This window comes from Leptospira wolffii serovar Khorat str. Khorat-H2 (genome assembly GCF_000306115.2).
GTDB classification, from domain to species: domain Bacteria; phylum Spirochaetota; class Leptospiria; order Leptospirales; family Leptospiraceae; genus Leptospira_B; species Leptospira_B wolffii.
In genome coordinates this window covers 259,951-281,427 of the sequence record NZ_AKWX02000012.1, presented here as the reverse complement: position 1 = coordinate 281,427, position 21,477 = coordinate 259,951, and the positions used below count along the sequence as shown (strand labels likewise).

Sequence of the window (21,477 nt, the reverse complement as noted above, 5' to 3'; positions counted from 1 at the left end):
TTAGAAATTCATAATTTTAATTGAATTCGGAACGACTATTCCGCTTAATTGCTCCCACGAGTGAGGAAGGAATGAAAAATTTTATTGATTTCATCATTGATCAAAGCAAGGACCCGAATCTGGGAAAAGAGGCTTCGGACGCTCTAGTTTCGGCAAGCGACGCAAAATCCCTATCCGATTGGTTTAGTAAAAAAGGATATTCTGTAACGCCGGAAGAAAGCCAGAAACTCATCGACAATAAGGCCGGACTTTCCCAGGAGCAGGTCAATCAGTCAGTAAAGGCCGGATACTGAAAAGACTTCTAACAGTATTCCTGATTCTATTAGGGCTGGAGAATGCACTCGCAGAGACGGGTGCCTCCATCCCTATACAACAATATTCGATAGCTGACAAGACTATCAGCTTAGCCGATAAATGGTTAGCGATTCCCGCCGATTCCTTAACCGATTCTTATTCTCAGCAGATACCTCGTGAAAAGGAATACTATTCGAATCCAAGTCTGGAATTCACACGAGATCCAAATCTAGCTCAATCGGGCAAAGTCGTTCGATATTTAATAACGATCGATATATTAGAGCAAGATTCCTTATGGGATTCCGATTTCGGGCTCTTTCTTCCGGCGGCTCCCACTGCGAGTTCCGTTTTTATCAACGGTAGCCTGGTCGATACCACTCGGCCGATTATAAATGGGGAAATCCCCAGATTACATGCTAAGCCGCAAGTCATCGAAATTCGTAAAGACCTACTAAAATCCGGTCACAATATTATCGAAGTAAGACTGTCTAGCCTGGACTTCGCCTCCGCGTATGAAGGTTTCGTTTATTTCGGAAATCTACGCTCGATCAAGGAACTTTCCATTTTACGGGTGGCTAAAGCGTTCGCGATCGCTTCCATTCAACTTTTTCTTTTTCTTTACTTTATGTTCATCTATTCCCAAAGAAGAGCGGACAAATTCTATTTAGCATTTGCGCTTTTGAACATTTCTCTTTCCGTTTGGCTCATTTCTTTCAAGGGCTATTCGTTATATCTATTCGACGATCGGCTTTCCTACATCATTCCCTCGTTCATTATAGGATCCACTCCGACCATATTTCTCTACGAATTCCTTGTCTATTTTCTTTCCATAAAAAGAACCAAAGTCGCCATTATCTTCGAATGTTTTTTCGGTATATGTATTGCAACGGTCTTAATCGAACTCGTATTTACTCGGAGCATTTATTATTACTATAGGTACTTATTCGAGATATTCATAAACGGAATCATTCTATTCATATTCTACACATTCTTTCGTATCTGGAAGGACTACTTCAAGGAACAGATCGAAATATCCTATAGCTTAATGCTCGGTCTGATCGTTTTCTTCATTGCGATCATCCACGATATCGGAATTTTTCTAAACCTTATCATCGCCGAACCGCATCTGAACGACGGATTCTTTTTCATGTCCCTTGCATTCTCTTTCGCTCTCGCAAAGAGATACTCCGATACGTACAACACGCTGGAATCCACGCAAACCTCTCTTCGACTACTGAACGAATCCTTGGAAACGAAAGTGGTGGAAAGAACCAAGACGATCGCCGCTCAGAAAGAGGAGATTGAGCAGAAGACTCGGATCCTGGAACGGGATCTGGCCATCGCCGCCAAAATACAATCCGCTCTTCTTCCCTCCGATTTGCCTAAGATTCCCAATATTCGTTTGGCTTATCGTTACGAACCCATGCTGGATGTGGGGGGAGACTTCGTGGATTCTATCGTGGATAGAACGGGCAGAGCAATCGGAGTCTTTATCTGCGACGTTACCGGTCACGGAACGGGAGCGGCTATGGTCGCCTCGATGGTAAAAATGGCCCTCCAGGATTGGTCGGATTATCTAAGCGACCCGGGGCATATGCTCACAAAAATGCGGGCCCAACTCATCGGAAAATTAAACGGCAATTTTCTAACGGCCACCATTGCTACCTTCTTTCCTGAATCGGGACGTCTCATGATCGCGAACGCCGGCCATCCGGAAACGGTGATACTCAGGAAGAATTTTCCGCGTCCCGAATTGTTTCGACCTTCCGGCATGGCTATCAACGAGTCCATGAAGACTCCTTATCACACAGAGATCACGGTTTTAGGTCCGGGAGACAAACTAGTGCTTTATACCGACGGATTGCCGGAAGCAAGGGAACCTAACGGAGAATTTTTCGGAGACGAGAATTTTTTCCAGCTCCTGAGCGGATGCGCGGACCAGGAGCCGGATTCTTTCTGCTCCAGCGTGATCGAGCATATACGGGAATTCACCAAAGAACAGCATAATTCCCACGACGATATGGCGCTTCTGGTCCTGGAATATCTGGGAAAACCGTAGGCTCGCTCCTTTCCTTTTTCCTAATATAGAAAAATTAAATATTTTTTCGATATTAGATCGCTATCCCGAACAATATTTGCAGTTGGGCTCCGTAGGAATTCTGGCGATCCCTGGCTTCCTTTTCCGGTTCCTGCCAATCTTTCTGTACCTGCCTATAATCCAGGTTGTAATTGCTGGAATAGGCTCCCCTTTGCTCATGAGTATGTCTATTCGGATATCCGAGTATGTTTCCTCCCAGATGTATGAAGAATCCGGAAGGGAAAACGTAACGGAAACCGGCTCCCAGGGATACGAACCCTCTCTGCTGGGAGATATTCCAGGTGTAATCCGAATATCGATCGATCGGAACCTGCAATTCGGTCTTTCTTTGCTTCTCTATATAGCGTTCCGTTCCGATTCCAGCCGCGAAATAATAGGGACCGGAGAATGGAAACCATTCCAACTGCACGCTCGCCTGTCTCTGGATTTTTTCGGAATTGGTCAGAGTAAACATACCGGAAAGATCGGACTGGACTCCAGTTACGTCCAAATCGAATCTTTGGATCGTTCTCTGTTCCTGCCATTGCAATGAGACCGCGATCTTAGAGGAGAATTGGTATCCTGTCCCGAACCAAGAGAGTCCGTTTGCGGTAAACCCTCCGAAGAAAAATCGTTTCGCGTCCCTTCGATTTGCTTGGTCTATCTCTCCCGGGATGGGAGGAAGATCCTGGACTCCTCCGTTCTTTGCCGCTCCACCCTGGGCGTAAGCCGCGGAAGAAAAGAGGAGAATGAAAATCGCTATGAGTTTTTTTCTTCGGATATTGGTTTTCATACGAGTATCTAAATCCGATCCAGGATTATTTATTTCCAAAGAAAGGTCAAGCTACTCGGCGGCTATGTAAACGCTTCCTCCTTTTTTCAGGAATTCCTCGGACTTTTCCTTCATTCCTTCTTGTACGGCCTCCTCTCCCGAAATCCCTTTTTCTTCCGCATACTTTCTGAGTTCTTGGGTAAGATGCATCGAGCAGAAATGCGGCCCGCACATGGAGCAGAAATGAGCCGTCTTCATCCTATCCTGTGGAAGAGTCTCGTCGTGAAAGGACTGGGCGGTCTCCGGATCCAAGGAAAGAGCGAATTGATCCTCCCAACGGAATTCGAATCGGGCCTTGCTTAATAGATTGTCCCTCTCCTTGGCCCCGGGATGTCCCTTGGCTAAATCCGCGGCATGTGCCGCGATCTTATAAGTGATGACCCCTTGCTTCACATCCTCCTTGTCCGGCAATCCCAGATGTTCCTTGGGAGTCACATAACAAAGCATCGCGGTTCCGTACCATCCAATCATCGCCGCTCCGATCGCGGAAGTGATATGGTCGTAGCCTGGTGCGATATCCGTTACTAGAGGCCCGAGAGTATAAAAGGGAGCTTCCTTGCAGATCTCCAATTGTAGATCCATATTTTCCTTAATCTTATCCATAGGAACATGGCCGGGCCCCTCTATCATCACTTGGATATCCTCCTTCCAAGCGATCTGGGTCAGCTCGCCCAATGTCCGCAATTCTCCGAACTGAGCCTCGTCGTTCGCGTCCGCGATACTTCCCGGGCGAAGCCCGTCCCCGAGGGAGAAGGAGACCCCGTATTTTTTCATTACCTTACAGATCTCGTCGAAGCCTGTGTAGAGGAAATTCTCCTTATGATGGGCGAGACACCATTTGGCGATAATGGATCCTCCCCTAGAAACGATCCCGGTCACCCTCTTTGCAGTGAGAGGAATATACTGTAAAAGTACTCCCGAATGGATCGTGAAATAATCCACTCCTTGCTCCGCCTGTTCCTCCAGGGTTTCCAGAAAAACGGAAAGACTTAGATTCTCCGCCTTCCCTTTGACCTTTTCCAAAGCCTGGTAGATAGGAACCGTTCCTATAGGCACGGGAGAATTGCGGATAATCCATTCTCTGGTCTCATGGATATTCTTTCCCGTAGAAAGATCCATGACTGTGTCCGCTCCCCATTTCGTGGCCCATCTCAATTTTTCCACTTCTTCCTCTATCGAAGAAGAAAGTGCGGAATTTCCTATATTCGCGTTGATCTTGACCAGAAAATTCCGCCCGATCACCATCGGCTCCAATTCCGTATGCCTAATATTGGAGGGAAGAATAGCCCGCCCGATCGCGATCTCGTTTCTCACGAACTCGGGATCCATTCCCTCCCTCATGGCTGCGTATCTCATTTCTTCGGTGATGATTCCCTTTCTGGCAAAATGCATTTGGGAATGGTTTCGGATCGGCTCGGGTCCGTTATTTCTAGATCGAATCCAAGGTTCTCTCAGCTTAGGAATCCCCGCTCTAAAGTCGGTTGGATTCCATCCGTCCTTCCAAGGACCCTCCGTAGTATAAGCTCGGTAGCTCGTGCCATCAGATAATAATATCTCTTTGTTCGGGATCTGGAATCCGGAAGAATTTCCGTCCTGTTTCGCCGTCATAATGCAACTCCTTCCGAGGAGGCAAAAAAGTCCGGACGCATGCAAAGGAGAAAAGAGGGCGAGACATCTATGCAAAAAACATAATTCTCGTTTGCCTAGGAGGGCGGAGCTAGGTCCACCCTTTTCACGTTTCCCTTCGCAGGCATTACCCTGATCAGGTTCCGGGGACTCTCTCAGAGACGAACTTCGTCCCACCCCCAACGGTTGTCTCCATTGGATTTCGGATTTTTCAAGGAGGCAAGGAGTTTTTTAGGAGAGAATTCGGATCCGGAATCGTATTAACGTTCGTTCGCAGAGATTGAAAGTTTGAGGAAAATCATCTATATTACAAAAGTTTTGCAATGCGCAAAGAGGAAGTGGCATTTATTATTTCTAACTATCGTTCAAAATAAAATTCGCTCGGACGGACTTTTTTCCTCTATTTCGAATATCCTGTTTGACACCCAACTCCCGATCGTTAGAGTCCTGTCCTATGCTTGGGCATAGTATAGACATAAACGGCCCAGGTGAAAAACACTCTAACTATACGAAAAGTTTAAGGAGCTATTAAATGGTTCGTAACATTGTAAAAGCTTTGTTAGTTTTCGCCGTGTTGTCTTCGACTGCCGGCCTGAGCGCAAAGTCTTACATCACCGGAGGCCTCGGTCTCCAATTCGACCTGGGGCAATTGGGCGACACGATCGCAACTGACGGTTTGGACGCATCCGGTAACTACGCTACTACGGATTCCAAAGGTACTACGACCGGGGTTCTTCCTCGCCGCGCTATCATCCCTGAAAACCGTCTACTCAGTTTGCAACACACTACCAACGGTCTCATCAGCGCTAAAACGAGCGGAGCAATGACCGGACTTGTTCTTTCCTTGGGATACGAACATGATTTCGGAAAAGCTTTCTTCTGGAGAGCCAACGCACACTATACTCGTAAAGTAATGGGCGGGGACACCAACGCGAAATTCTTGGGACAGACTTTCTACGATATCACCTGGGATTACCACGCAGTTCAAGTTCCTATCAACGTAGGGATTAAACTCTCCGTTTCCGAAGATGCAGCTTTCTACATCGGAGCAGGGGTTCACTACTTCAACGGTGGATGGAGCCTTGCAGGTAGCAACCGTTTGAACGACGTACACGATGCACTTGTTGCAGCGGGTGTTCCTGCTAACAGCACGGTCGTAGGACTCGTAGCAGACGGAACCGATCCTTCCGCAAACTGGGAAAAAACCACCTTCCAAGTTTCCGGAGTCGCTCCGAACTGGTTGATCGGAGCTCAAGCAAGAATCTCCGACAAAGGACATATCTACATGGAAGCAGAAACTCTGTATTCCTTCAAATATGGTATCGGTCACCCAAGATCTGCCGGTGGAGCGCAAGGTTTAGCACCTAGCGTTGCCTATCCTCAAGTTCTGGGAGGAACCCAGTACAGATTCGGATACAAACACGAAATCTAATCCTAGATTCGTTTTGTGGAATTGTAAAGGCTCCCGAAAGGGGGCCTTTTTTATTTAGTTCGCAATACCAACTTTTTCGATCCCTCGGAAAAGAATCGATGCCTCCGCTCACTTTCCATTCTAGTGCAATCTATTGAAATGGAGATGCACATGAATCGAATTCCGATCCGACTACTCACCGCCCTGCTGATCTTAACACCTAGTCTTTTTCCCGAAGCGAAGAGCTATATCACGGGAGGCCTCGGTCTCCAATTCGATCTGGGACAATTGGGAACTACGATCTCTACCGACGGTTTGGATTCTTCCGGAAATTATGCGACCGCATCCACGGACGGACAACCGGGTGTATTACCGAGACGCTTGGTGATTCCTGAAAACCGTTTACTATCTTTGCAACATACTTCCAACGGTCTCATCAGCGCTAAAACGAGCGGAGCCATGACCGGTCTCGTCCTATCGGTCGGATACGAACAGGACTTCGGTAAGGTCTTCTTCTGGAGAATCAACGCTCATTACACACGCAAGATCATGGGAGGAGACACCAAGGCAAAAGCTCTAGGCCAGACCTTCTACGATATCGATTGGGATTATAATGCCGTTCAGATTCCTTTCAATATAGGACTCAAACTCTCCCTCACCGAAGACGCTTCCTTCTATATCGGCGGAGGAGCTCACTATTTCAAGGGAGGGTGGACTTTACAAGGCACCAATCGGCTGAGTACGGTCCATGACGTTCTGATCCAAGCGGGATTCGCTCCCGGAGATACGGTAGTAGGTCTAGTTTCCGACGGGACCGATCCTCCTGCGAACTGGGAAAAAACGCAATTCAACGTTTCCGGCTTCGCTCCGAACTGGATCATAGGGGCCCAGGCAAGGATCTCGGATAGAGGTCATATCTATATGGAAGCGGAGACATTATACTCCTTCAAATACGGTATCGCTCACCCTAGATCCCAAGGCGGCATCGAAGGTCTCGCTCCTAGCGTCGCTTACCCGATCGTTCTCGGGGGAACTCAGTATAGATTCGGATACAAACACGAAATCTGATTTTAGATTCGATTTTCGGAATGAAAAGGCTCTCGTTTCACGGGCCTTTTCCGCCTCGCCCACCCTTCTCTCTTTAGAATCTTCTCCGGATATTAGCATATTTTGTTAAGTGAAATATAAGCGAGCTAACCCGAAAGAATTACGATACCCTTTTTCGCATAACGGCTATATCAAAGCCTAAAACGAAAAAACAATCGCTGTCTCCGAGCCCTTCAGTTTTGGGTTAAAACATTAAAAAATAGTTTAGGAGACAACTATGAATCAAATCGCCAAAGGATTGCTCGCCTTGTTCCTTTTCGCCACGCCTACTCTTCTTATCGAAGCGAAGAGTTATGTTACGGGAGGCTTAGGACTCCAATTCGATCTAGGGGACTTAGGAGGCACGATCGCCACCGACGGTCTGGACTCGTCCGGTAATTACGCAACCACTTCCACGGACGGACAACCGGGTGTTCTTCCCAGAAAGGCGGTGATTCCAGAAAATCGCCTTCTCACTCTGCAGCACACCACGAACGGGCTTATCAGCGCTAAAACGAGCGGAGCTATGACCGGACTCGTGTTATCGGTCGGATACGAAAAGGATTTCGGTAAGGCTTTCTTTTGGAGGGCCAACGCGCACTACACTCGTAAAATCATGGGAGGAGATACCAACGCAAAATTCGCAGGACAAACTTTCTACGATTTCGAGTGGGATTATAACGCGATTCAGATTCCTTTCAATATAGGTATCAAACTCGCCGTTTCGGAAGACGCCGCGGTCTATATCGGAGCGGGCGCTCATTATTTCAAGGGGGGATGGACCTTGCAAGGTAGCAATCGTTTGAACGACGTTCACGACGCCCTCATCAATTTGGGAGTGACGGATACCACTATCCTCGGGCTCGTCGGGGACGGAATTTCTCCCGTCGCGAATTGGGAAAAAACCCAGTTCAACGTTTCCGGTGTGGCTCCCAACTGGCTCATAGGAGCTCAGGCAAGAATCTCCGACAAAGGACATATTTATATGGAAGCCGAAACTTTATTTTCCTTCCAATACGGGATCGCCCATACCAGATCCGAGGGAGGAATGAGCGGTCTCGCTCCTAGCGTCGCCTACCCTCAGGTACTCGGAGGAACCCAATATAGGTTCGGATATAAGCACGAGATCTAAGTCCCGCGGCAGCGATGCGAAGGGCGCGAAGCGGTCACGGCATTTTATATATTATTTTTACATTATATGAATTTGCCGGGACCGTAGCGAAAGCGTAGCCCGCAGCAGCGCGACCCGAGAAAATCGAGGGGGCCGCCCGAACCCTCTCAAAGAAGATCCGTCCTTCCCACAAGAGGCACGAATTTCACGGAGAGTCTTTTGTTTTCCCTAAGAAGTCCGTGTTTCTTTTCCAGGGTCAGCAGGTATTGCTGGCCCTTTTCCGCTTCCACGGGAAGGGCAGCGATTCCTCCTTCTTCCAGCAAGGAACTTACGAATCCCCCCTCTTCCGGTTCTTTCGGAAAACAAGCGGAGGATACTATGCGAGAAAACGTTTTCTTTTCTTTTAGAATAAGAATAGCATCTCCGCATTCCACACGATTCCTTTCCGTAAACCCGGGGGACCATTCTTCCAATCTGGTTACCGCGGCATGATACAGATCGGGTAGTATTTCCAAAGAAAGAATCTTTGCGCCTAGTAGATCCAGAACCGCAGTGAGATACCCGGACCCGGTTCCTATCTCTAAAACGGAATCCGATTTTCGAATATCGAGTTGAGATGCCAGATACGCAACGATATAAGGTTGGGAAATGGTCTGCCCTCCTCCTATCGGTACCGCTTTGTCTTCGTAGGAATGTTCCCTGTATTCTTCGGGAAGAAAATGATGTCTAGGAATTTTGAGGAGCGCATCCAGGATCCTTCGATCTCGGATTCCTCTCTCGGATATCTGGTGCCGAACCATTCTCTCCCGGGCGAGTACGGTTTCGGGAGAATCGAATCGGGAGACGAAGCCTGGATCAGGATTTTCCATTGACGTCTAGGTCTGATCCAGTATTTTGGTCCTGGGTTCGGCTTTGTAGCTCAGTCGGTAGAGCAGAGGACTGAAAATCCTTGTGTCGGCAGTTCGATTCTGCCCGAAGCCAAAACCCAATCATCCGCTCTTTCTTTCTTCTCCCAATTTCCATAATTCAGTAAATACCAGATCTTCGACGGATTTGCATAGCTCCGGCTTATACAATTTCTTTACCGGAGGCTTGGGATATGTGTGAATTTCGTCCGTGTCCGGAATATAAGTAAGCATCCGGAGAATCTGGTCCTCTCCTTCGATTTCATACATCGTATAGGACATCCCTTTCGCAGGGATAATTTGAGAAGTTTCCAGGTATTTCATTCTACGTTTCTATCACGACTCGCGGTTTTGGAAAGTGAATTTATTCGTAAGCCTTTTAGGGTCCCCTTCTGGATTTGATTTAAATCGGACCTCATCTTCTTAAAAAGCTTGTACGAAAACCGTTCTTTTGTAGGATTTCCCCATGATCTCGTCCTCTAGAACCGACGGAGCCTTTCTGGTCGGAATCACCGGGATGATCGGCGGAGGCAAATCCACCGTAGCCAAGATCCTCGAGGAACTGGGAGGCTTTCGGATCAGTGCAGACGAACTGGCCCGAAAATACACCGACCCGGATAGTCCGATCCGAGACGAATTGGTGGAGGCCTTGGGTCGGGAAATTCTGGACGAATCGGATAAGCCGGATCGGAAAAGAATCGCCCGATTGGTTTTCGGAAACCCCGAGAAGTTGAAGGCCTTGAACGAGACCGTCCACCCAAGAATCCGCAAAGAATTCTTGGGAATCCTAGAGACCCAAAAAAAAGGGACTCTGGTGGTTTGGGAAGTTCCCCTGCTCTTCGAGACGGATTCCTATACTCTTTGCGATTCCACCGTTTGCGTGATTTCCGATCCGGAGACGTCCCTGGATCGGACCGTAAAACGGGACGGAATCACGAGAGAAGAGGCGGAAGCCAGGGCGAAAAGCCAGCTTTCTCTTCAGGAAAAAGCGAAACGAGCCGAATATACCGTTAGGAACACAGGAGATCTGGAAGACCTGCGGAAGGAATGCGTCGAATTGTACGCTAAATTGAGAGGAAGAATAGAATGAAGGAAAAAGTTTTCTACGTTATCAACCTGGACAATAAGAGAATCACGTTACTCTCTTTGTTTCTATTGGGTCTTCTTTTCTCATTCTTCTTTCTGGGCGTTTCCGTAGGAAGAAAACGGGGTCAGGTCCAGGAAGATCTCGCGTTAAATTCCCAAGGAGGACTTTCCTCCTCTTCTTCCTCCGTTAGCCAAAACATGGAAGAGTCCGTAAGAATTTCCGAAAACAAAAGAGAAGAAGAGGTTAAGTTTCGTAACCTCCCTCCCGGCGCGGAAGTAGTGGATCTGAATTCGGAAGTCTCTCCCGCCAAAAAAGAGGAGCCCTCCAAGATTGAAGTCGATGCGCCTTCCCATTCCTCCTCCGAGAAAAAAATCGTTCGGAGAGAAAAGGAACCTAAAAAATCGGTCTCCGTCGCCTCTAAGAAAGTTTCTCATCCCCGCAAAGTGGAAAAATCGGACGACGATTTCTTCGTCCAAGTCGCCGCATTCAAGACCAAAGAGAAAGCGGACGAATTAAAATCCTCTCTCGGCGGAAAATCCTATGTGAAGAAAACGAAAAACGGGTATTTTACCGTTCGCATGGGCAATTTTCCTTCCAAAGACGAGGCGGAAAAATCCATGAAACGACTTCCGTCCAATCTGAAAGACAAGGCTCTGGTCTCTAAGGAATAATTTCCTTTATCTAGGAAGACCGTTTGTCTATTTTCGGACTCGAAAAGAATCGGCCGGGGAACTCTCGGATTTTTAAATTGACCGCCTAACCGGTAAACCCCAAGTTCGTTGTTAATAGAAATGGATTTGAAAGAACTCGAACCAGTTCGTCTCGCCGTCGTCAGATCCACCATCGTCAGATTACGCCATACTTATTCGGATCTTTTAGGCTCGATCAAGGGATACGACGGCATTCCCGATTTCTTCGAGAACAATCTCTACGCTCCCAGCAATAAGGAAGAAAGGGATAACGCTCTCGAAAGTTTGTACGAAAAACTGAAAACCGTGGCCGGAAAATCCATGACGGACAATATCCACGAAATCATCCAATTGAACAAGCTCACCGATTCTTTGGATTTCGATACAGCCAGAATCGTGATCGAAAACAAACTCATCGAAAACGATACCATTCCCCAAGAGGGCCTATATGCCGCCTTGGGAGCCGTCGGTCGATTCGACGACAGAAGGGATCAAGTCCGGATGGTGGGAGACACCTTGAGATTCTTCTTTTCCCTCTCCAAGCTCCCTATGGTAAAACTCATTATGGCGCCGATTAAAGTGGCTGCCTCCATGGTGGGAGCCACTTCTCTCGTAGATACTATGGAAGCGGGTTATAATCTTTCCACTAAGATCAAGGATCTGCAACCTTTCATCGAGGCGTTCCAGGATAGAGAAAACAGACTCCTGGGAAAACTGATGAACGGCGAACCTCATTCGAATTAATCCGATTCTCTTTTTCCAGACTGCAAATTTCCCTCTTGCTATTTTTTTCGCGTGAAAGGAAGCTTTCTCCCGATTCAAAGCGCCCTTAACGAGGATGGAAACATGTTTATAGGACATTATAGCGCTGCGTTAGCGACGAAAAAGTTAGAACCGAAAACCCCTCTCTGGGCGACCTTCTTGGGCGTTCAGTTCGTGGACATTCTATTTATGGTATTTATCGTATTCGGAATCGAAGGAATCCGATTCGTACCCGGTTATACGGAGATGAATAATTACGAATTATTCTTCATGCCTTATACTCATAGCCTAGTAGCCGGAATCCTTTGGGGAATTTTCGTATTTGTAATATTTAAATTCTTAATCTTAAGAAACAAAACGTATTCGGATTCCCTAAAGACCAAAATTTCGTCTCTCGTAGGTTTGTCCGTCCTTTCCCATTATTTCCTGGATCTGCCGATGCATACACCCGATCTTCCTATTCTTTTCGATTCGGGCCCGAAATTAGGTTTCGGAATCTGGCATAACCGTAATCTTTCGATCGCGGTGGAAGTGATCCTTACTGCCCTCGGACTATTTTTGTATTTCAAATCCACGAAACCGGGACCCACTTTCGGAGGGAAATACGGGATGCATATCTTCGGCGGATTCCTTCTGGTACTCGCTATTGCAACACCATTCTTTCCTCCTCCTCAGACGGTAGTGGAATTTTCGACTCAGGCTTTATTCGGGTATTTACTACTGGCTCTTGTGGCAGGCTGGCTGGATTCCAAAAGAATACCCGTAGAAACGAATTAAGATTTCTAAAATATCCGAAACGAATCGAAAGAAAAGGCGAGATTGATTGGCTGAAATAAATTTAGAAAAACGTAAATTTTTTCCTGGATTCGGAGGGGCTTTTCTTTTGGTTATAGGCATTGTCCTTCTTTCCATAACGGTCGGATTGACGATCAGAGGAGTTTCGTTTTCGGAAGATTCGAATACGAACCAGAAATGGGAAATGACGATTACGAATTCTTTCGCTTTCGGAATCGTCATCTTAATCGGCTTTCTAATCTCTAAGAGGAGAGCAAAAGAAGTATTTCGCATTTCCTCTCCGGTCCCGATCGAATCCGCTTCTCTCGCAATTACGACGATCGGGTTATGCATTCTTCTTTCCGATTTGGACAATGTATTCTCCCTGATTCTTCCTAAGCCCGAATTCCTCCTCGACCTTTTCCGCAATATTATCTCCGGAGAGAATGTTTGGATTACTTTTCTTCTTCTCTCGGGAGTGGCTCCGGTTACGGAAGAGCTGTTATTTAGGGGCCTAATTTTGGACGGGTTCTTAAGGAATTATAAAAGGATCACTGCATTTCTACTCTCGGCGTTCTTATTCGGTTTGGTCCATATAAACCCATGGCAATTCATAAGCGGATTTATAGTAGGAATCTATTTGGCCTGGATCGCTTACGAAACCGGTTCGATTTTCCAGGCCATACTGATTCACGCGATCTTCAACGGACTTCCCGTTTTTCTCATCCAAGTCTTTCAATGGGAAATCCCCGGATTTACTGTACAGGCAGAATACGGAGAACCCCAGGCACTGCAACCCGCTTGGCTGGATATTGCCGGCCTTTTGATTTTTGCGATAGGTATGATGTTTACTCTTTTTCTGTTCGAAAAACGTAAGCCTATAGAAGCCGAAATTTCCGGATAAACTAACCGAAGAAAGCCGATACTTGTTTCGGATTTTTTCTTTTGGTGTAAAATTTGACCAGTTTAAAGAGTCGAAAAATCCTATTAACGACTGCCCGTATACATTCCAACACGGACCAAACTTTTTCCCATAAACAAAACGACTAGAGGAACCCTCATTCATGACGTCTATATCCACACAAGAAACGAATCTGGCCGAGAAAGGAGCGATTAGCATCAATCGGATCCGGATCGGATTTACCATCGTAATGTTGGCGATTAGTATGGTTTCCTTGGCAACGGACACCCAAGGAGCCACTACTAAGACGAGCACCTTCCTCAATACTCTGATCGAGCTAACCGTTTTGGGTTATGCGATCGCTCAAATCGTTCTCATGAGAAAAGGAAAATTGCCTAAGTTCCTACCTCATTGGCTCGTATACATGGATATTCTGATGTATACCTTGCTATTTATAGTAGTGACCGTTTATTCGCCCAGCTTGGAGGCCATGGTCACGAGCCTGAAGATGCCGTTCTTCATCATGCTTTACTTCTTCGTGATGATTTATTCCGGACTACTCCTCTCCGCTAGGACCACCCTCATTGTAGGATATCTGGCCTTGATAGGCACATTCTCCATGAATTATTTCGCCTGGAAATCCGGAGTCAATTTCGAGTATGTAACCGATAAGCCTTCCGAGATGTCCTTCTTCTTGGAAGGAATCAAGCTCGTATTCTTCATACTGGGTATCCACATTCTTTACGCGGTAGTAAGATTCCTCGTGAACGTTTCCGACATGGCCGTTGCGTCCTCGAAAGAAGCGGAAGTCCGAAGTGCCGAGGCGGAAAAGACAAAAGATAGAATTACGTCCGAGGCGAACACTCTCAGCAAGAACGCTTCCGAAATGAGAAACGAGATGGATACGCTGAATACCGAGATCCAAAGCCAGGTATCCAGCATGGAACAGATCAGCGCTTCCTTGGAAGAATTGGCCGCGTCGACGGATAGCGCTGCGGAGTTCGTGAAGGCTCAATTCGGAAAGATAGAGGAATTGAATCGGGAAAGCGACACATTAAACTCCATTCTTAAAGAAGTAAGAACCGCTACCGAATCCTTATCCAAAACGACCGAGGAGTCCAAAGGATACAGTACGGAAGTCTCTGCGGCGATGGAAATACTCGGATCCAATTTCAGCGAAGTAAGCAAGTCCTTCCAGAAAGTGGAGGATGTGAACCAAATCATGAGAGAGATCGCGGATAGGACGAACTTACTCGCGTTAAACGCATCGATCGAGGCCGCAAGAGCGGGAGATCACGGTAGAGGATTCGCCGTGGTAGCGCAAGAAGTAGCGAAACTAGCCGATAGCGCCTCCGAGAATGCGGCTACGATATCCAAGATCATATCCGAGGCGGCCAAGCAGATCACCACAGGAAATTCCGCGGCCGAAGAAACCAAGCGTAAGGTATCCGTGCAAGAGTCCGGATTTTCCTCCGTTGTTTCCAACCTGGACCAATTGCAATCCAGAGTGGCGAACCAAGGAAAGATCCACGATTCTTTCTTAAAATCCTTCCGAGAGTTATTCGATCTTTCCCGACAACTCGAATCCATAGCAAGCGAACAGAAGAACGGGACCAAAGAAGTGGTCCAGGCTTTGAGTTCCATAGAACAATCCTCTAATATCATCGCGGAAGGCTCTTCCAGAATGAGAGTCAATCTGGAAGAATTATCCGAGCAATCGGATCGCTTAGTAGGAAGCAAAACCGAATAGAAACCAAAGGCCTGGCGAACCCAACCGGGCCACCCTCTTTTCAAATCCCCTTGACTTCTCTCTCCCTTTCGAAAAACTGACCCCATAACCTCAAAAACGCGAGTGTGGTGAAATTGGTAGACACGCCAGATTTAGGTTCTGGTGCAGTAATGTGTGGGGGTTCGAGTCCCTCCACTCGCAAAAACTTTCCCCTCCGAAAGCAATCCATTTAACATACAAAGTAAGTTTCGAGGGACTCGAAGCGAGAACTTGAGAGCGTTTTAGCGACCTAATGGGAGCGTAAAAAACGCGACCGAGCCACACGATGTGGCGAGGCAAGTTCGAGACGCCGTGGAGCCCAGTCGAACACGAAGTGAGACTGCGAAACGGCGAGTCCCTCCACTCACACAATCGCGACAGCAGACAGCGATTGTAGCCCTCCTTTCCCCTCCGAAAGCACCGCGGAAGTGATACGAAGGGGAAGTCCGAAGGACCGGAGCGAACGCGCAGCCCGAAGTAGCACGGTGCTCGACCCTGTCGAGCATCCGCCCTAAACTTTATTCCAATTTTGGAATAAAGGCAAAATGGCCTGGGCCAATACCAAATCTTCCGGTTCCGTGATCTTCACGTTATAAGGATGGGATTCGACCAGCTTGGATTCCAAGCCGGCTCCCTGGGTCCAAGTGCAAAGATCAGTGGGCTCGCTCTTTAAAGGAAAAGTCGCAAGTTTCTTAAGTATATCTCCGCGAATCGCCTGAGGCGTCTTCATGAACCAAATCTTATCCCGATCCAAAAACCGAAAACCCGCACCCTCTTCCTCTAAGACGGTCTCGTTATTTCGAGCCGCCAATGTCGCGATTCCGGAGCCTTCCGTTTCCAACCCGAGTCTGTCCAGATCCGAAATCGCCACGAACGGCCTTGCGGCATCGTGTACCAATACCAGATCCGTTCCCGTAATTTGCAAGCTTGCAATTCCGGATAACGTGGATTCATGCCTCGTCTTTCCACCCTCTACGATCCGGTCTCTTTCTCTCAGGTGCGGAGCGCAGATTTTTTCCGTCTCTTCCGCATAATCCCGATGCGAAACGATTACGATCTCTTTGGTCTTTCCCCATTCCAGAAATGTTTCGAGGCTATGGAGAAGAAGGGGCTTTCCCTCCAATTCCAAAAACTGCTTCGGGACTTCCGATTTCATTCGGGATCCGATTCCCCCGGACAACAATATTACGTAAATATGATTAGAGGGAAACCAGGATCTCATTCTGTATGGATTGTTCCAACGTCTGTTTTTTTCGGACCAATTTCAGGCTTCCGTCCTTATCCACCAATACTTCCGGTGACTCAGGATAAGAATTGTAGTTCTTCAAGGACATGGAAGAGCAATAGGCTCCGGCTCCTTCCATTACCACCAGGTCCCCTATCTCGGGGACGAGAGTGGTCCGTAGCTGAGGTCCCCCGCCTTCTTCTTGGGTGATCAAGTCCCCACTCTCGCAGCAATGACCTACATATACGAAGTCTCCGGTCTTTCCTTCGGTTTTTCCGTTTTTAGGAATCACGACTAACGGATGTTTTGCGGCGTACAGAGAAGGTCTGGTATTCACATCCATTCCCATATCCAATTTTACGAATGTGAATCCTCCGTCTCCGGTATTCACTACGTCGTCCACTTTGGTGAGTATCGCACCGTTATTCACCATCAAGAAGGATCCGGGCTCGATTTCCATCGCCAATTTTCTTCCCTTCTCTTGGGCGAATTTTTCGAAGAGTTCCTTCACGGGCTTTCCGATCGTCTGAGGATCCGTCGTCTTCTCTCCGATCATTCTTCCTACCTTGAATCCTCCGCCCAGGTTCACGGTTCTTACGTCCGGAAACTGATCCACGATTTCCAGAGTATAATGAGCCACCGCCTTCCAAACTTCCGGATCCGATCCGGAACCTATATGGGTATGCACTCTCACTAATTTGAGTTTGTATTTATCGAGGATCTCTTTGACCTTTCCGATCTCTTCGTGCCAAATTCCAAAAGAGGACGTTTTTCCTCCTACATCCGTCTTCTTGGTGGCTCCAGACCCCAGTCCCGGATTGAATCTCACGCTCACTTCTCCTCCTGGGAAAAGTTTACCGAATTCCTCCAATTGTCTTAAGGAGCAGGCATTGAATTGCACTCCGGAATCCACAAGCTCCTTTAAGGAGGAAGCCAATTGTTGGGACGTTAGTAGGATATCCGACGGTTTGTATCCGGCTAGGATCGCCCTTCTCACTTCGTGCTCCGAGGATGCGTCTATCTTGATTCCTTTATTCTTCAGGATTTCCAGTACCGTTCTTCCCGGATTCGCCTTCATAGCGAATCGGACGGTGATTCCGTAAGCGTTCGGAAAAGCCAGAGTATCGTCGCAGCTTTTCTCTATTCCTTTTCGGCTGTACACAAAAACCGGAGTGCCGTAAGTTTCCGCAATTTTTCCCGCTTCTTCGGGAGTCAAAAATTTAAGATTTTCTATTGATTGCATAGGGTTGGAGGGTTTTCTAGATGTTCTAGGCCATCTTTCCGATCGGTCCGGGTTTTTTCAAAGGCAAAATTCCGTTATGGCAGGCAAAATCACTCATCTGGAAGCTCTCTCCCAAGTGTGCAAACATTTGGATCACGGTAGTTCCGAACAGAGAAAGATCGCCAAGCTATTGAGAGAAGAGAGTACTAGAAAATTCGCAAATATCGGAGCCATCGCTCCCGATATCTTCTACTTCTATCATGTTCTTTCTCCCGTAAAAACCAAGAAGGCTCTTCCCTGGGGTGACCTAAGCCATCACGAAAAGGTTCTGGAACTCATACTGAATTTCCTGGACCGAGTCCTAACGGTTGAGGAAGGAATCTATAGAGATCGTTTCCTCGCATTCACCTTAGGTTATATCATTCACTGCGCGGTGGACGTGGTCACCCATCCTTATATCTTCTTCATCTCCGGAGATTATTATAACGCGGATCGCGAGATCAGCAGCAAGGCACAGTACAATCATATGAGAGTGGAGTTCGCTTTGGATTCCTGGCTTTTGGATTTCCGTTGGGGAATGACTCCCAAGGCTTACGATTTCGTGCAGCACGTAGATCTGATTTTCAAGGGCAAAGACGGAAAAAAGAAAATGGATCCCATGCTCTGGAATTTTTGGCTCCGAGGTTTAAAGGAAACTTTCCCCAAAGAATTCAAAGAAAAATATATTGGCTCCGAAGAGAAGATCATTCCGGGAGACATCCTGAACGAATCCTTTCTGGGTTATCTTTACTTCCATCGCTATCTGGATTCCCGCAGCAAGTTCGTGCGTGCGGCTCTAGGTTTTTTGGACAAAATCACTTTTCACAAGGTCAAGTCTTCCGTTCTTATGCTTCCCTTGAAAGAGCATATAGATAAAAGAATCATGAACGAAGAAAAAAGAGAATGGTCCTATCCTGCGGATCCTAGTCTCGTCCGTAACGATTCCTTCGTAGAACTCATCAACCGCTCCTGCGAGGCCGCCAAAGACGCGGTGACCCTGGCCTGGGGTTACGTTCACGATAAGACCTCCCGCGCCTCTATGATTAAAGAATACCAAGGGTACAATCTGGATACCGGACTTAGGTTCCACGGCATCGACAAGATGCGCCAATTCTCTCCCTTATGAATCGGAAATATTAATATCCAATGAAACACGAACCGGTAGATTTTCTCACCAGATACTTTGTAGTACTTTTTAGGGAACGGATCCAGAAACGCCTGGATTCTCCGGATCCTATCCGCAAGCTCTCCTATCTCGTTTTGATCCTTCTTTTCCTGAACGGATTTTTGTTCGTCTTCTCCGTGAAGGATCTTTGGCATGTGCCCCAGGCGGACAAATACGAGAAGCCGTCCCTTCTCTACGGAATCAATTCCGACGGAAATTACGAACCCATCGCGGAATTCTACAGATTCTCCCGGATCGTCCTGACCGAAGAAGATCTTCCCGGAGGTTGGGACAATAAGGTCATACGATGCTTCGAATCCACGGAAGATAATAATTTCCGCTCCCATAAAGGCCTGGACCTACGAGGAATTTTCCGGGCCGCCATGGTGAACCTTCTTGCAGGAAGAGTGAAAGAAGGAGCCTCCACCATCACCCAACAGGTCGCGAGACTCAAATTCTTAAACACTGAAAGATCTTTCCTAAGAAAGGCCAGAGAAGCATGGCTTGCACTCCTACTCGAAGCCACCTTCGACAAAAAGACTCTGATGCAAATTTATCTGAACGAGATTCCTCTCGGTCACGGAACCATCGGAGCCGGAGCTGCCTCCCGATTCTATTTCAGAAAGGATCTCAAGGACTTAAGCTGGGGAGAAGCCGCCCTTCTCGCAAGTCTTACCACTCGTCCCAAGGAATTTTCTCCTCTCGTAAATCCTTTCGTCTCCGAAAGCAAGGTCCGGGTCGTCTTCAAAAAACTCGTAGAGAACGGAATTCTGGACAAGGAAAACGCCGAGAAAGAATTCTCCGCATTCTCCGAATATTATATCACTCTAAATCGTTCCCCCAACGACTCCGCGTTCTCGGATCGTCTAAATCGTTTTCCTTATTTCACGGAATACGTCCGTAAGAATCTTTCCCGTTATATCCCTCAAGCCCAACTCTACGAGGGGGGACTCAAGATCTACACTACCTTAAATATCCAACACCAGACCCAAGCGGAAAAGGCCTTGGCTGCGGGTCTCAAACAACAGACCCAGCTCTCCAACCAAAGAGCCTTCACTAAAATCGACGCATTCGAAGACGCCTATGGATCCACTTTCCAATTATTGGCAGACCTTCACGATCTTCCCGAGTTTAAATTCAAAATCTCCCGCTCCTATCGAACCTTCAATCGAGCCTGGCAGGAGGATCTGAGAGACGAACTTTCTGTACTCAATCTGATCTCCGGAACGGAAGGATTGGGAGAAGCGATCGATTGGAATTATAAGACCCAGGCCACAGAGGACCATCTTTTACCCGTAGAAGGGGCTCTTATCTCCATACGCCCCGATAACGGCTATATCACGGCCATGGTGGGAGGATCGGGTTTTCGTTCGGATAACCAGCAAATCCGGGCGTTCCAAGCCTATAGACAGCCCGGTTCCGCATTCAAACCGTTAGTCTATGCTTCTGCCATGGAATACTATCACCAGCATCCGGACGACAAGAAGAATGTAACCGCCGCTTCTCTTTTCGACGATTCTCCCCTCCAATACGTCTTGGAAGACGGAGACGAATGGAACCCCAGCAATTATTCGGGAGAATATTCCGGTTTCATAAGGTTACGCCAGGCCCTGGAACTTTCTAGAAACAGTGTGGCAGTTCGATTACTGGAGCATACGGGATTGAACAATCTTCTTCCCAATTTGGAGAGAATCCTACAAGTAGAGAATCGAAATCTTCCCAGAGACTTTTCGATCGCATTAGGAAGTTTTGAAGTATCTCCTTACGAACTCGCAAGAGCTTATGCGGTATTCGCCTCCGGCGGAAAACAAGTGTTTCCTCTTAGCGTACTTTATGTGGAAGACCAGAGCGGAAATCTGATCAAAGATTTCCGAAAAGAATTCGAGGCCAAAGAAAAGAAGAGACTCGTTTCTCCGGAAGTCAGTTATATCATCACTTCCATGATGGAGGACGTAATCAAGAAGGGCACGGGAACCGGAGCCAGATCCTACGGACTCACGAGACCCGCGGCAGGAAAAACCGGGACTACGAATAATTTCAGAGACGCTTGGTTTGCAGGATACACTCCCGAACTCGTGGGAGTGGTTTGGGTAGGTTACGATACCGGAACACTTTCTCTAGGAAGAGGAATGTCCGGCGCAGTCGTCGCGGCCCCTATCTGGGGGAGATTCATGGCGAACGCTCTCTCCAAGGAAAAATCCAAACCCTTCGATTTCGGAGACGCAAAAATCGTAAAGAGAACCATCTGCTCCATTTCCGGAAAACTTCCCGGCTCTCATTGTTACCAGACCGAAGAAGAAGTCTTCGATAAAGATACAGTTCCTAAGGAAGTCTGCGACGATCATAAAGGAATGACGGAACCCGATCCTACTCCGGACCCGCATCCGAATCCGACTAAAAAGAAAAAGCCCAATCTATTCGAAGGAGACGAAGACGTCATTCGGTAAAATTTGAATATAGTGTTCGCGATGTTAGGGTTGCGACGCTTCTAAAGTTGACAGCA

The 21,477-nt window shown here is 47.4% G+C and carries 19 protein-coding genes, 2 tRNA genes and 1 riboswitch; of the genes, 15 read left to right on the top strand and 6 right to left on the bottom strand.

The genetic code is table 11. From position 1 onward, the window contains the following. Positions 1-71: 71 nt before the first annotated feature. Together LEP1GSC061_RS10390 and LEP1GSC061_RS21665 are read left to right on the top strand one after the other, a co-directional pair. Positions 72-293 carry a hypothetical protein gene (locus LEP1GSC061_RS10390; RefSeq protein ID WP_016545413.1) on the top strand — a complete coding sequence of 74 codons (222 nt, stop codon included), beginning with the start codon at positions 72-74 and terminating at the stop codon, positions 291-293. 572 nt (positions 294-865) lie between these two features. Continuing rightward, complete coding sequence (locus tag LEP1GSC061_RS21665) at positions 866-2,353, top strand: PP2C family protein-serine/threonine phosphatase (RefSeq protein ID WP_016545240.1); 1,488 nt, start codon at positions 866-868, stop codon at positions 2,351-2,353. Between the two features lie 52 nt (positions 2,354-2,405). Here LEP1GSC061_RS21665 and LEP1GSC061_RS10380 read toward each other — a convergent pair whose 3' ends face one another. Both LEP1GSC061_RS10380 and thiC read right to left on the bottom strand, forming a co-directional pair. Then, complete coding sequence (locus LEP1GSC061_RS10380; protein ID WP_016545207.1) at positions 2,406-3,164, bottom strand: hypothetical protein; 759 nt, start codon at positions 3,162-3,164, stop codon at positions 2,406-2,408. Positions 3,165-3,215: 51 nt separating this feature from the next. Beyond that, positions 3,216-4,811, bottom strand: coding sequence for a phosphomethylpyrimidine synthase ThiC (thiC, locus tag LEP1GSC061_RS10375; RefSeq protein WP_016545285.1), 1,596 nt, complete (start codon positions 4,809-4,811; stop codon positions 3,216-3,218). Between the two features lie 114 nt (positions 4,812-4,925). Further along, a riboswitch (TPP riboswitch) is annotated at positions 4,926-5,020 on the bottom strand. Positions 5,021-5,361: 341 nt separating this feature from the next. On the opposite strand from thiC, the gene LEP1GSC061_RS10370 reads away from it, so the two are divergent. The 3 genes from LEP1GSC061_RS10370 to LEP1GSC061_RS10360 all read left to right on the top strand — a co-directional run bounded on the left by LEP1GSC061_RS10370 (position 5,362) and on the right by LEP1GSC061_RS10360 (position 8,458). After that, the gene (locus tag LEP1GSC061_RS10370; RefSeq protein ID WP_016545154.1) at positions 5,362-6,261 is read left to right on the top strand and encodes a porin OmpL1; all 900 of its coding nucleotides are present in this window, start codon (positions 5,362-5,364) and stop codon (positions 6,259-6,261) included. A gap of 150 nt (positions 6,262-6,411) precedes the next feature. Next, on the top strand, positions 6,412-7,308 hold the full coding sequence (locus tag LEP1GSC061_RS10365; RefSeq protein WP_016545231.1) for a porin OmpL1: 897 nt from the start codon (positions 6,412-6,414) through the stop codon (positions 7,306-7,308). 256 nt (positions 7,309-7,564) lie between these two features. Next, the gene (locus LEP1GSC061_RS10360) at positions 7,565-8,458 is read left to right on the top strand and encodes a porin OmpL1 (protein WP_016545315.1); all 894 of its coding nucleotides are present in this window, start codon (positions 7,565-7,567) and stop codon (positions 8,456-8,458) included. Positions 8,459-8,604: 146 nt separating this feature from the next. Here LEP1GSC061_RS10360 and LEP1GSC061_RS10355 read toward each other — a convergent pair whose 3' ends face one another. Continuing rightward, on the bottom strand, positions 8,605-9,306 hold the full coding sequence (locus LEP1GSC061_RS10355; RefSeq protein ID WP_016545366.1) for a protein-L-isoaspartate O-methyltransferase family protein: 702 nt from the start codon (positions 9,304-9,306) through the stop codon (positions 8,605-8,607). 39 nt (positions 9,307-9,345) lie between these two features. Here LEP1GSC061_RS10355 and LEP1GSC061_RS10350 point away from each other — a divergent pair. Next, positions 9,346-9,418 (top strand) — tRNA-Phe (locus tag LEP1GSC061_RS10350). Between the two features lie 8 nt (positions 9,419-9,426). Here LEP1GSC061_RS10350 and LEP1GSC061_RS10345 read toward each other — a convergent pair. Continuing rightward, on the bottom strand, positions 9,427-9,666 hold the full coding sequence (locus tag LEP1GSC061_RS10345; protein WP_016545205.1) for a hypothetical protein: 240 nt from the start codon (positions 9,664-9,666) through the stop codon (positions 9,427-9,429). Between the two features lie 142 nt (positions 9,667-9,808). Here LEP1GSC061_RS10345 and coaE point away from each other — a divergent pair, with 142 nt between their 5' ends. The 7 genes from coaE to LEP1GSC061_RS10310 all read left to right on the top strand — a co-directional run bounded on the left by coaE (position 9,809) and on the right by LEP1GSC061_RS10310 (position 15,485). Further along, positions 9,809-10,432 (top strand): dephospho-CoA kinase, encoded by a 624-nt coding sequence (coaE, locus tag LEP1GSC061_RS10340; protein WP_016545220.1) that lies wholly within the window; start codon positions 9,809-9,811, stop codon positions 10,430-10,432. Then, entirely contained in the window at positions 10,429-11,100 is a 672-nt protein-coding gene (locus LEP1GSC061_RS10335; RefSeq protein WP_016545181.1) for an SPOR domain-containing protein, read from the top strand. Before coaE ends, LEP1GSC061_RS10335 begins: the two co-directional genes overlap by 4 nt. A gap of 120 nt (positions 11,101-11,220) precedes the next feature. Further along, on the top strand, positions 11,221-11,862 hold the full coding sequence (locus LEP1GSC061_RS10330) for an FFLEELY motif protein (protein WP_040508429.1): 642 nt from the start codon (positions 11,221-11,223) through the stop codon (positions 11,860-11,862). 102 nt (positions 11,863-11,964) lie between these two features. Next, positions 11,965-12,657: a hypothetical protein gene (locus LEP1GSC061_RS10325; RefSeq protein WP_016545386.1), complete on the top strand. Its 693-nt coding sequence runs from the start codon at positions 11,965-11,967 to the stop codon at positions 12,655-12,657. Positions 12,658-12,763: 106 nt separating this feature from the next. Beyond that, positions 12,764-13,558 carry a CPBP family intramembrane glutamic endopeptidase gene (locus LEP1GSC061_RS10320; protein ID WP_156844537.1) on the top strand — a complete coding sequence of 265 codons (795 nt, stop codon included), beginning with the start codon at positions 12,764-12,766 and terminating at the stop codon, positions 13,556-13,558. Positions 13,559-13,718: 160 nt separating this feature from the next. Next, positions 13,719-15,305, top strand: a complete 1,587-nt coding sequence (locus LEP1GSC061_RS10315; protein ID WP_016545250.1) for a methyl-accepting chemotaxis protein — start codon at positions 13,719-13,721, stop codon at positions 15,303-15,305. A 98-nt stretch (positions 15,306-15,403) separates the two neighbouring features. Then, positions 15,404-15,485, top strand: a tRNA-Leu gene (locus LEP1GSC061_RS10310). 349 nt (positions 15,486-15,834) lie between these two features. Here LEP1GSC061_RS10310 and LEP1GSC061_RS10305 read toward each other — a convergent pair. Further along, on the bottom strand, positions 15,835-16,545 hold the full coding sequence (locus tag LEP1GSC061_RS10305; protein WP_040508428.1) for an IspD/TarI family cytidylyltransferase: 711 nt from the start codon (positions 16,543-16,545) through the stop codon (positions 15,835-15,837). After that, positions 16,523-17,791 (bottom strand): diaminopimelate decarboxylase, encoded by a 1,269-nt coding sequence (locus LEP1GSC061_RS10300; RefSeq protein ID WP_016545356.1) that lies wholly within the window; start codon positions 17,789-17,791, stop codon positions 16,523-16,525. The genes LEP1GSC061_RS10305 and LEP1GSC061_RS10300 overlap by 23 nt, the downstream gene beginning before the upstream one ends. 76 nt (positions 17,792-17,867) lie before the next feature. Between LEP1GSC061_RS10300 and LEP1GSC061_RS10295 the strand changes: the two genes are divergently transcribed. Further along, on the top strand, positions 17,868-18,935 hold the full coding sequence (locus tag LEP1GSC061_RS10295) for a zinc dependent phospholipase C family protein (RefSeq protein WP_016545264.1): 1,068 nt from the start codon (positions 17,868-17,870) through the stop codon (positions 18,933-18,935). A 20-nt stretch (positions 18,936-18,955) separates the two neighbouring features. Next, positions 18,956-21,421 (top strand): penicillin-binding protein 1A, encoded by a 2,466-nt coding sequence (locus tag LEP1GSC061_RS10290; protein WP_016545213.1) that lies wholly within the window; start codon positions 18,956-18,958, stop codon positions 21,419-21,421. Positions 21,422-21,477 lie beyond the last annotated feature (56 nt).

Coding starts and splice junctions, on each gene's coding strand:
- LEP1GSC061_RS10390 (WP_016545413.1), top strand. CDS start 72: ATGAAAAATTTTATTGATTTCATCATTGATCAAAGCAAGGACCCGAAT.
- LEP1GSC061_RS10380 (WP_016545207.1), bottom strand. CDS start 3,164: ATGAAAACCAATATCCGAAGAAAAAAACTCATAGCGATTTTCATTCTC.
- thiC (WP_016545285.1), bottom strand. CDS start 4,811: ATGACGGCGAAACAGGACGGAAATTCTTCCGGATTCCAGATCCCGAAC.
- LEP1GSC061_RS10370 (WP_016545154.1), top strand. CDS start 5,362: ATGGTTCGTAACATTGTAAAAGCTTTGTTAGTTTTCGCCGTGTTGTCT.
- LEP1GSC061_RS10365 (WP_016545231.1), top strand. CDS start 6,412: ATGAATCGAATTCCGATCCGACTACTCACCGCCCTGCTGATCTTAACA.
- LEP1GSC061_RS10360 (WP_016545315.1), top strand. CDS start 7,565: ATGAATCAAATCGCCAAAGGATTGCTCGCCTTGTTCCTTTTCGCCACG.
- LEP1GSC061_RS10355 (WP_016545366.1), bottom strand. CDS start 9,306: ATGGAAAATCCTGATCCAGGCTTCGTCTCCCGATTCGATTCTCCCGAA.
- LEP1GSC061_RS10345 (WP_016545205.1), bottom strand. CDS start 9,666: ATGAAATACCTGGAAACTTCTCAAATTATCCCTGCGAAAGGGATGTCC.
- coaE (WP_016545220.1), top strand. CDS start 9,809: ATGATCTCGTCCTCTAGAACCGACGGAGCCTTTCTGGTCGGAATCACC.
- LEP1GSC061_RS10335 (WP_016545181.1), top strand. CDS start 10,429: ATGAAGGAAAAAGTTTTCTACGTTATCAACCTGGACAATAAGAGAATC.
- LEP1GSC061_RS10330 (WP_040508429.1), top strand. CDS start 11,221: ATGGATTTGAAAGAACTCGAACCAGTTCGTCTCGCCGTCGTCAGATCC.
- LEP1GSC061_RS10325 (WP_016545386.1), top strand. CDS start 11,965: ATGTTTATAGGACATTATAGCGCTGCGTTAGCGACGAAAAAGTTAGAA.
- LEP1GSC061_RS10315 (WP_016545250.1), top strand. CDS start 13,719: ATGACGTCTATATCCACACAAGAAACGAATCTGGCCGAGAAAGGAGCG.
- LEP1GSC061_RS10305 (WP_040508428.1), bottom strand. CDS start 16,545: ATGAGATCCTGGTTTCCCTCTAATCATATTTACGTAATATTGTTGTCC.
- LEP1GSC061_RS10300 (WP_016545356.1), bottom strand. CDS start 17,791: ATGCAATCAATAGAAAATCTTAAATTTTTGACTCCCGAAGAAGCGGGA.
- LEP1GSC061_RS10295 (WP_016545264.1), top strand. CDS start 17,868: ATGGCAGGCAAAATCACTCATCTGGAAGCTCTCTCCCAAGTGTGCAAA.
- LEP1GSC061_RS10290 (WP_016545213.1), top strand. CDS start 18,956: ATGAAACACGAACCGGTAGATTTTCTCACCAGATACTTTGTAGTACTT.